The 8,940-nt window shown below is 47.0% G+C and carries 7 protein-coding genes; 5 read left to right on the plus strand and 2 right to left on the minus strand.

Annotated features, from left to right (window positions below):
- Both Q0668_RS23795 and Q0668_RS23800 read left to right on the plus strand, forming a co-directional pair.
- Positions 1-1,624, plus strand: a 1,624-nt coding sequence (locus Q0668_RS23795) for a hypothetical protein (protein ID WP_298869041.1), incomplete at its 5' end; no start/stop codon positions are given.
- Positions 1,625-1,862: 238 nt separating this feature from the next.
- Entirely contained in the window at positions 1,863-3,308 is a 1,446-nt protein-coding gene (locus Q0668_RS23800) for a DUF1501 domain-containing protein (protein ID WP_298869042.1), read from the plus strand.
- 68 nt (positions 3,309-3,376) lie between these two features.
- On the opposite strand, the gene Q0668_RS23805 is transcribed toward Q0668_RS23800, so the two are convergent.
- Together Q0668_RS23805 and Q0668_RS23810 are read right to left on the minus strand one after the other, a co-directional pair.
- On the minus strand, positions 3,377-4,666 hold the full coding sequence (locus tag Q0668_RS23805; RefSeq protein ID WP_298869043.1) for a PQQ-binding-like beta-propeller repeat protein: 1,290 nt from the start codon (positions 4,664-4,666) through the stop codon (positions 3,377-3,379).
- Positions 4,667-4,743: 77 nt separating this feature from the next.
- Positions 4,744-5,739, minus strand: a complete 996-nt coding sequence (locus tag Q0668_RS23810; RefSeq protein ID WP_298869044.1) for an NAD(P)H-dependent glycerol-3-phosphate dehydrogenase — start codon at positions 5,737-5,739, stop codon at positions 4,744-4,746.
- Positions 5,740-6,127: 388 nt separating this feature from the next.
- Between Q0668_RS23810 and Q0668_RS23815 the strand changes: the two genes are divergently transcribed.
- From Q0668_RS23815 to Q0668_RS23825, 3 genes are all read left to right on the plus strand, one after another.
- The gene (locus Q0668_RS23815; RefSeq protein ID WP_298869045.1) at positions 6,128-6,367 is read left to right on the plus strand and encodes a hypothetical protein; all 240 of its coding nucleotides are present in this window, start codon (positions 6,128-6,130) and stop codon (positions 6,365-6,367) included.
- Between the two features lie 505 nt (positions 6,368-6,872).
- Positions 6,873-8,018 (plus strand): hypothetical protein, encoded by a 1,146-nt coding sequence (locus Q0668_RS23820; protein ID WP_298869046.1) that lies wholly within the window; start codon positions 6,873-6,875, stop codon positions 8,016-8,018.
- A 51-nt stretch (positions 8,019-8,069) separates the two neighbouring features.
- Positions 8,070-8,801 (plus strand): NTP transferase domain-containing protein, encoded by a 732-nt coding sequence (locus Q0668_RS23825; protein WP_298869047.1) that lies wholly within the window; start codon positions 8,070-8,072, stop codon positions 8,799-8,801.
- Positions 8,802-8,940 lie beyond the last annotated feature (139 nt).

The following is an 8,940-nucleotide window of genomic DNA, read 5'->3' on the forward strand; positions in this document are numbered from 1 at the left end:
TTTAAGCGAACCTGAAATGGAATCCGTCGAGCCACTTTCTCGAAGAATCCATTCCAAATCGCGTTCCACCTTGGGCAATCAGCGAAAATTACAAAGACAACAACGGATTTATATCGCAGTCGCGGTTGCGGTCATTGTAATTGCGATTCCCGTTTACTTCGGATTAATTCAGGATCAGGGAAACACATCGATCACGGAGAATCCGGTTCAAGAACATCCACCTTCCATACCGGAACCTCCCCGTTCAAAAATAAAACAAGATTTGCATTCAGAAACGATTTCCAAGCTGACAGTGGTTCCCGAAACAAAACAAAATGTCGATTTTCCCAAGCCTCCACCGAAGATGATTCCCGTGCCTCCTGTAATGGACAAGCAAAACAACGAGAAACCTATCGTGGCGAAGAAAGGACCAACGGTAGCGCCAGTAACGAATCTCGATCTGCAGATTGACTGGGTCCGGCTCTCCGGAATAATTGGCATACGAACTGCAGACTCTTTGCCTTGGAAGGGAATTCTCGCTGACGCTTCTACGAAACAATTATCTGCTGAGAAATACTTCGAATTACATACACTTCCTTTCAGTTGGCTGCAGGGGAAAATGATCTCAAAATCGAGTAGCGCAGGACCAGAAATGGTGCTGGATGCCGATTCCGAAATTCAGATTGCCATACGAGGAGTGAAAACAGAGCGCAAGGCAAAACAAGACGATGCAGAATCGGCTACCATTCAGACTATGATTGATTTGAAACTCATCGCTGGAAAAGTGGCATTTTCTCAACTGCAGGCAGGCGATGAATTGCAGTTTCAGGATCAGCGCCAGGTTTGGCTGGTTCAAGTGAAACAGGATGGTACTTCTATCGGTTTCATTCAACGGCCTGATAACAAACGAGAAATGCTGGCCTTCTCAGGTGAAGCGCAAGTGATTTCAATGACCTCACAGCAGACGATTTTATTGAAGTCAGATCAAATGATTGTTATGAGAAATCAGACATTGGGAACGCCATTGAAAGTGGCAGGTACCCAGCGCTGGAGAACAAAACCAACAAAATCTTTGAAGTTAAGTAAAACTTTTATTGAAAAAATGAATCAGAGCGATGATCTCTTGTCGTCTCTATTGACTTCGCCTCCAGGCAAAGGGGGGGCAGAATTGCTTGCCAGTACTAACCTTGGTTTTGCCCTTGATCCGGTTACTACCGTTTCCCAGGCAGCGTTATCTAAGTCAGAAGTACAAAGGACGGCTGCAATTACATGGTTACTCGCAGCGAAAGAAGATCCGACTACGCAAGCAGTCTGGCGTAAGATTGTTGTCGCCAATAATGCTGGTCCCACCACACCTTCGATCCGCATCTGGTTTAATATGGCACAGGGGAAAGTACCTCGCAATCAAAATATTCTGGCAGAACTTTCCGCAGGTCTGGGAGCCTCGCAACCGCTCTTTGTGCGTCAATGTTCCATTCATTTTCTGCGCCAGATCACACGACAACGTCTGGTGGAATATGATCCCACCCAGCCTTCAACTGCTGCCATCAACAGCGTTCGGCAGAAGGTCCGACGGGCTACCGGTAATGCACGACCAAAGAGCAATACTCGACCCAAGGGTAACAATAATCAACGCCGCCCATGAGAACTCTGTTTTTTGAAAAGTCTCCAGAGAAAAAAGTATAAAATCTCTACCAGCCAATGGATAAGTTGAATCAGTAATTTAGCGATGGCCATGATAGAATTGGCATTTCGGAAGTGGGGATTGTGAGAAAAATCCAGCTGTATTAGACACAGGCAGGGATCACATGGTATACTCCTGATATTGAGAAACAGGGGCAGATTCTGCGCTCCTCCCCAAGGTCAAATATCGGGTTGAATTTATGGTTGATGGTAAGAAACACAATTCTACAAGGCGAAAGCCTGAATCGCGGCGCGAGTTTTTGAAAATCGGGTTGGGTGGATTTAGCAGTCTTTCATTGCCTGGCTTATATCAGTTGCAGGCAGCTGCCGCTGAAGCACAGCAGAAACTTCCCAAGAAATCAAAAGAACGAACTGCAGTCATTCTTGTCTGGCTGAGAGGTGGTGCGAGTCATTTAGAGACCTATGATCCCAAACCAGACGCCGTTTCAGACTACCGCGGTCCTTACGCTCCGATCGCCACAAAGACGGAAGGACTATTCCTCAGCGAACTTTTGCCGCGGCATGCAACCATTTCAGACAAGTTCACAATTTTACGTTCGATCACTCATACGGGTGGGGGACATCCCGCGGGCTCACTACAGGTACTGGGAGGCGATCCCGATCGAATTGATAAACGCACGCCGAAGTTGCCCGATTTTATGTCGGTTGCCAATTATCTCAGACGTGATTCTGAGAACATACTCCCCAATTATGTGGGCGTAAATGCCATTACGAATTACGACAGTTTTCAGATTGCCGGTCCTACCTATCTTGGAGCGGGAGCTGGCCCTTTTCAAATTAAGGGTGATCCGAGCAAGCCCGGTTTCAAAGTTCCGAATATCGGACTCAGCGATATTAAACAGACGCAACGGATTGCGAAGCGAATTTCCTTACGTCAGCAATTTGATCAATTCCGACGTGATCTTGATCTTGATGGTGCAATGGAAGCCATGGATCAGTTTGAATCGCAGGCGACTAATTTGTTGACCAGCAAACAGGCAGCAGAAGCTTTCGATATTACCCGTGAGCCTCAGCAAATCCGTGAACGCTATGGAATGCATCAATGGGGGCAACAATGTCTGATGGCGCGACGACTGGTGGAAGCAGGTGTTGAGATCATTACGACAGAACTGTCAGGCCCTTTATGCGGTCGCGTTTCAAACTGGGATGATCATGCCGTCAATCATCATGTGTTTAACGCAATCAAATACCGTGCCACTTTTTTTGATCAAGCCGTAACCGCTTTGATTGAAGACGTTTATGATCGCGGGCTGGATAAGCGAGTACTCGTGATAGTAGCGGGTGAGTTTGGGCGTACACCTCGAATTACCTATTCCAAAAGTACGGGTGGCGGAATTGGAAGTGGCAGTCAGGGAACGATGCAGCCGGGGCGCGATCATTGGCCGAACGCCAATTCCATGCTGTTTGCCGGCGGTAATATTCAGACCGGTCAAATTATAGGTGCAACGGACGCAAAAGGGGAAGGACCCATCGAAAGGGCAGTGGGGCCTCATGATTTTCTCGCGACAATTTACTCACATCTGGGAATCGATTTTTCCAACACGTTTCTGCCAGACTTCTCCGGTCGCCCGACGCCGATTGTCACGCATGGGCAAGCAATTCCCGAACTAGCAGCGCGTGCCTGACGTTGCTTTTGACCTTTTGCAATTGAGGCGCTCCTTCCAATTAAATTACTCATTAATCGAAGAGTAATTTATTTCCCTGAGATCGCATATAAGCGGTCAAAAGAACGAAGATAGATGACTCCCCCGCTGATGGCGGGTGTGGAATAGAATGTGCCGGGCAGTTGATTCTCTGCGAGCACATCTCCATTGCTGGCATCAATCACCGTGCATAATCCCTCGATGCTAAGGAAGTAAACCTTTCCATCGCCGGCGACCAGTGCAGAATAAAATTGGCCTTTCATGCGTTTTTTCCAGAGAAGTTTTTTGTTTTTCAGATTCAAACAACTGGCAACGCCGTTTTGATTCACCATAAAAAGTTTGTCATTAAGAATCAGAGGCGTCGAAGCATCAGGAGTAGAAACGTCATACTTCCACAACAGACCCGTTTTTGTGATATCTCCTGATCTTCCCTGTTGAAACGCTTTGAGATATCCCAGGCCGCCACCTCCGGGATTTCCTGAGGTGGCAATCACGACGTTCGAATCAGCTACCGGAGCAGCAATGATCCGGCCAAAGGGGCTGGGAATATCAAGGCCGCCGGCAATCCAGAGTTGTTTCCCTGTCTGGGGATCATAAGCGTTTACATGATCGGAGCCGGAGACCAGCAGCTCGGTTTTATTACCGTTGTGGAAAATGGTAGGAGTGGAGTATGCGTCGGCACCATCTTTTTTTGCTGGTAATTTTCGATTCGTTTTCCAGACTTCGTTCCCCGTCTTCTTATCAAAGGCCACAACATAGGAGGGGCCTTTTGTCATGCAGGTGACATACAATAGGTTTCCCCATAAGCGAGGTGTGGAACCCATGCCGAACGTAATGTTATAGGGACCATAATCTTTAACGAGATCTCGTTTCCATTGGATCTGCCCCGATTCTGCATCCAGACAAACCAATAAACCCGTGCCGAAAAACGCCCATATATTTTTGTCATCTGCCATGGGCGAAGGTGTGGCTGAATTATGCCGATGGTCCCAGAGATTTCGTGGTCCCGTAGCGGACAATGACCCGGAGCCCACTTTTACTTTTCGAATTTCCTTGCCACTGTTGCGATCAAAAGAAATGATCCACAACGATTCATCATCGGTTTTGGTAGTGATATCAATTCGTCTAGTCGTGATTGCGGGAGAGGAATTCGCCCGTCCCGGCAGCGCAACAGACCAGAGGATGCCTTGCTGATCCGACCACTTTACCGGCAAATTTTTCTCAGTGGAAACGCCACTGCCGGTGGCTCCACGAAATTGAGGCCATACTTCTGCTTGAGCGAGAGATGGTATCAGCAGGGAAACGTTGAATGCGAGAATGAACAGTCGTGAGAATCGCATTGATAAAGACTCCGGTAGGTGTGGTAATAAAGTCAAGACATTTAAACGACATATTGTGAAATGTAATTTCGAATACATTATTCTTCGCGTTGAGGTCGCGTCATCAGGGTTTGTGTCGCTTCTTCCGGAGACTTGCCTTCGAACAGAACGCGATAAATTTCGGTGGTGATCGGCATATCGAGTCCTTTAGCTTCTGCCAGATCAAACACGCTGTGCGTGGTATTTACACCTTCAGCGACAGCATCCATTGTCGAAAGTATCTGTTCCAGCGTCTCTCCCTGTCCCAGACGTTCTCCGAGTTTTCGGTTTCTGCCAAAGGGACTCATGCAAGTGGTAATCAGATCGCCTACGCCGGCCAGTCCGGAAAATGTCGATGGTTCAGCGCCCAAAGCAGAACCGAAACGGTTCATCTCGACCAGACCACGAGTCATGATGGCTGATTTTGCATTATCCCCATACTTGCCACCATCACAGATTCCAGCGGCAATGGCAATCACATTTTTCAACGCACCGGCTAATTCGACTCCTACAATATCGACGTTCGTATAAACCCGGAAACGGTCGGTGCTGAAGAGTTTCTGAGTCTGTTTTGCAAGTTGAATATCACCGCTGGCAGCGACAACACTGGCCGGTAGACGCCGCGCAATTTCTTCGGCATGGCTCGGACCTCCCAGAGCGACAACCGGTCGCGGTCCCAACACATCAGAGATGATTTCGCTGGGACGAAAAAAGGTTCCCTGTTCAATTCCTTTGATCACACTGATTACAGGCGAACTATTTTTCAGATGTGAAGCCAGAGACGTCAATGCCTCTCTGAGAAACTCAGTTGGAATTGCGACTACGAGATAGTCAGCACCCGCTACCGCTTCATCAATGTCTGAAGTCACATCGATTGTTTCCGAAAGTGGAACGCCGGGCAGTAGTCGTCTGTTTTCCCGGTGCTCTCTCAGATCTTCAGCGATTTCAGCACTGCGTACCCACATGGAGACTGCCACCGTGGAAGATTCTGTAAGCAATGTTGCGCAGGCAGTCGCCATCCCACCACCACCCAGAATTGCAACTTTTGTATTCATAAAAAATCCATCTTTCATTTCTGAACTTGAAACGTCTTTAATTCCGACAAGTAAAAACGATTCCTCCAGAGAGCATCTGCATGACTGGAAGAATACTTATGACCCGAATACCTGTAATATAACGAGAAATGATGCGTAAGCCAAAGAAGATAGAAATATCTGTCGATTCTATTTTTTGACAGGACAGTTTTGGGCCTTAAATTGACTCTCGCAAATCCTGCAAAAGTCATTTCTGCTGATTTTCTCATACAATTCCCACAATCAGCATAGTGGAAATGAACCACGAAAAATGACGGAAATAATCGTTGCAGATATCAAATTTTTCCACATTACCTTTAAATGTGATCTACCTTTTGCTTGGTAAGTTATTACATCAAGGAATAATCTCATGAAACAGGTCACCGACGCAAGTTCTGTCACATTCGAAGATCGACGTCAAAACCGAACTGAAAACCGACCCGAAGGAATTGGAGAGAGACGTCAGTTCAGTAATTCTTATAACTCTGAAAACCAGGACGTCAATGAATTGGCTCAGGCCATTGACCAGTACAAGCTGGTTCATCGCCGACGATTCATTACTTTTGAAGAGTTGCATTCTGTCGTCACCGGTTTAGGTTACCACAAATAACTAACTCCAGTTGATGGTACAGTTTCTAGTCGTCGACATTCACAAATCGAAGCTGTGAGCGATTTAGTTTGGTTCAGACTTCTGGATTACTCTAAAGGATCCGACTGTGAAACATCAGCAATTCTCAATGACTTCTCCGCAGTAGATCCGTTTCAGAATTCTCATTGATTCTCATACGAATTCATATTTTGGCTGCTCCTAAGCCATTGTTCAAAGAGACTTTCCTGGCCCTTAGCAGTCCCAATTCCAGTCTGCAAAACAGATTTCTATTTCAGGGCAGCAGATAATTTTCTCGTGAACTTTCTAAAAATTCGAACTTTTCCTCAAGTTTGCGACCGATAGTCTCCAGATTGATGTTGACCTAATCTGCTACATTTGGAAAATCCCCTCACTAATAAACCACCCCTACACCTATGAGTTGAGCTACATTGTGTTGCTGACTCCCCCTTCAGAAAGAGCTTTTCAGCTCATAAACTGATTAATCCTAATAATTGCAGGTTGAACATTGAAAGCTTCCCTTCTTTGTCTTGCCACCGTTTTATCAGCCGGTATTAGTCTTAACGCCGCTGAGGTAACAACGATCTATACTCCAGCAGAGGACTTTGACGCCGTCTTTCGTGCTCAAAGCCCGCCGCAAACATATGAGGGAACGGCCCCGTTTGGGACGACGGCTCCCCCCAATGGTTCCTATACGGTTCCGCAAGGGCAGGCCTTTGATCCTAATGCAGGGGGAGGCAATTTGTATGGAGCACCGTCTGGCGCTTACGATCCGTTTCTGACACCTGGTGCGGGTGGAGACCCTTATGGTGGCCAGTCCATGCCCGGCTATTCAGGTGCAGTGAATGGCCCTCAACCGTATCGCTTTGGTTGGAGTTCAAGATATCAATTTGGGTTTATGCCAAAGTCTCGCACCTATGTTGCTCCTACAGGAGCGCCTGGTGGTAATTTTTCTCAAATTGAAACAGATATCGATTTGAACTATAAAACCCCTATGCAAAATGGCTGGATTTTCGGTTTCTCACCTGAATTTGATTACCGAGGCTGGGATGGACCACAAACGGTTTCGTTGCCAGGCAAGGGTTTTCGTTTTGGTACAGATTTTGAATTATCAACACCTGCGAACGGACTTTGGAGCGTTCAATTAGGATTTACTCCCTCAGTAGGCAGCGATTTTTCAAAAAGTTTAAGTTCCGATGCCTGGATGTTCGACGCGCGTGCCGTATTATTCTTCCGACCATCTGAAACGTGGATGTTTGCCGCTGGGGCAGCTTACTGGGATCGAGTGGGCGATTATATTATCCCCTATGCAGGTGTAGTCTGGACTCCCAATGATCTTTGGGAAGTACGTGCGATGTTCCCGAAAGCGCGCGTGAGCCGTTTTCTGGGTGGTATGGGAGGCAAAAGCGTCTGGCTGTATGGTAGCTTTGAATACGATATCGAGGCGTATCAAGTGGAACGCGTTGGCGTAGCAGGCCGCGATCAGGTGGAATTTAAGGATTACGTAATGATGCTCGGTATACGGAGCGATAACGGATGCAGATCGATCTTCCTCGAAGCAGGGGGAGTCGTGAAGCGAGAGGCTGACTTCAAAAGCGGTGGTGGATTTGATATCAAGGATGGTTTCATCACCCGCTTCGGAGTTCAGTTTTAATTCAATCATCTTTCTGCATTCCGTCATAACCTTGAAAAAGGATATTCATTCGTGAATCCTCCTGCAGCTGTAATTCTTGCCGCCGGTAAGAGCACAAGGATGAACTCCGAGCTTCCCAAAGTTCTGCATCCCATTTTGGGGCGTCCGATGATAGAATATGTTCTGGATGCCGCACGTTCTGCTAATTGCCAGAAGTTTGTGGTGGTCGTAGGACATAAAGCTGAGGAAGTCAAAGCCGCCCTATCCCATCATTCCGATGTGGAATTTGCATTGCAGGCAGATCAAAAAGGGACTGGTCACGCAGTCATGATGTGTGCTGATCAACTGTCGGACCATGATGGCCCTGTCCTGGTTCTGGCTGGCGATACACCTTTGTTAAAAGGTAGCTCGCTCGCTCGCTTACTTGCGATCCAGAAAGAGAACCAGGCAAGTTGCGTTGTGGGTACCGCGATAACAGAAGCGAACGAAGGTTTGGGACGCATTGTTCGAAATGATGTAGGAAGCTTTTTGAGAATTGTTGAACAAAAGGACGCTAGTCCGGAAGAAGCAGCCATTGAAGAGATTAACACAGGCTGCTTTGCCTTTGACTGCCAGCAATTATTCAATGCATTAGAGCAAGTGAAACCCAATAATAATCAGTCAGAATATTACCTGACAGATTGTGCGGAGATCCTGCTCAAACAGGGGCAGCCCGTGCTGGCGGATGCTGTATTTGACATCCAGGAAGCAATTGGCGTCAATACTCAAGAGCAACTTGCAGAAGTAGCTGATCTGATGAAATAGCATGCCGCGGCTGAATAATCGAAAGAAATTCTCCCAGTTTTTCATTCGTCAATGCCTGCATGAACTATCCAGCTAATGACATTTGAAGACTTTCGTGTGAAATTGAAAGCCGATACTTGACTTCTTTCTCTCGATAAGC

The organism is uncultured Gimesia sp., assembly GCF_937910335.1.
Classification (GTDB): domain Bacteria; phylum Planctomycetota; class Planctomycetia; order Planctomycetales; family Planctomycetaceae; genus Gimesia.